The sequence below is a fragment of the Kitasatospora sp. NPDC057500 genome, from assembly GCF_042802195.1.
Taxonomy (GTDB): Bacteria; Actinomycetota; Actinomycetes; order Streptomycetales; family Streptomycetaceae; genus Kitasatospora.
Map to the genome: position 1 here is coordinate 1 of NZ_JBHVER010000447.1, position 1261 is coordinate 1261.

1 protein-coding gene is annotated in these 1261 nt (G+C 67.8%); it reads right to left on the bottom strand.

Features of this window, described 5'->3' with window-relative positions:
• Positions 1 to 1261: beta-ketoacyl synthase N-terminal-like domain-containing protein (locus tag ACFU74_RS37315; RefSeq protein ID WP_380764584.1), on the bottom strand; the 1261-nt coding region annotated here is incomplete at both ends.

Here is a 1261-nt window from a genome sequence, read left to right on the forward strand (position 1 = left end):
TGGGCGTCCGACAACCGCTCCAGGACCACCAACCCCACACCCTCGGCCCAGCCCGTGCCGTCCGCACCCGCCGCGAACGGCTTGCACCGACCGTCGGGAGCGAGCCCACGCTGCTTGCTGAACTCGACGAACATGCCCGGCGAGCCCATGACCGTGACGCCGCCGGCGAGCGCGAGCGAGCACTCCCCTCGGCGCAGGGCCTGGCTGGCCAAGTGCATGGAGACCAGCGACGAGGAGCACGCCGTGTCCACCGTCAGCGCAGGGCCTTCGAGACCCAGGGTGTAGGCGATCCGGCCGGACGCCACGCTGCTGGTACTGCCGGTCAGGCGATAGCCCTCGTAACCGGGTGTCTCCTCATGCAGGGGCGGACCGTAGTCCAGGGACGTCGCGCCGATGAACACGCCGGTTTGGCTTCCGCGCAGGGAACTCGGCTCAATGCGGGCATTCTCCAGCGCCGCCCATGAAGTCTCCAGCAGGATTCTCTGCTGAGGGTCCATGGAAGTGGCCTCGCGCGGACTGATTCCGAAGAAAGCAGGGTCGAACATCGGGGCGTCGTGGAGGAATCCGCCGTGCCTGGCATAGGTGGTCGCGGAATGGTCGGGATCGGGGTCATAGAGCTCGTCGAGGTTCCACCCCCGGTCCTCCGGGAATTCGCTGATGGCGTCGATTCCTTCGCTCACCAGCCGCCACAGGTCTTCGGCTCCGGAGACATCACCGGGATAACGGCAGAACATTCCGACAATGGCGATCGGCTCGTCCTGGACCGGCGACGCAACGGACACCGGGGTCGCCGACCCGGCGCGAAGGGGTGACACCTTCGTTGTCAGGTGGTCGGCGAGTGCGCTGGAGGTGGGGTAGTCGTACACCACGGACGTCGCCAGGGTGATCCCAGTGGACGCGACGAGGCGGTTGCGGAACTCCACCGCGATCGTGGAGTCGAAGCCGAGCTCCTTGAACGACTGATCGGCGTCCACCTCGTCCGCGTCGCGATAGTCCAAGGTGGCGGCGACCTCTGCCCGTACCAGCTCCAACACCATCTGGCGCTGCTGGCTTTCCGTCAGGCCTGCCACTCGCCGCGCCAGCAGGGAGGCGGCGGAGCGCGGGACGTCGCGCTCTGCGCTTGGGGCGACGGGCGCATCGAACTCGAACGTGGAGGCGTCGCCCGAGGTGGTCGGCGTGTGGGTGAGCCAGTAGCGCTGGTGTTGGAAGGCGTAGGTGGGGAGGTCGACGGGGTGGTTGGTGGTGGGGGTGGTGTGGGTGG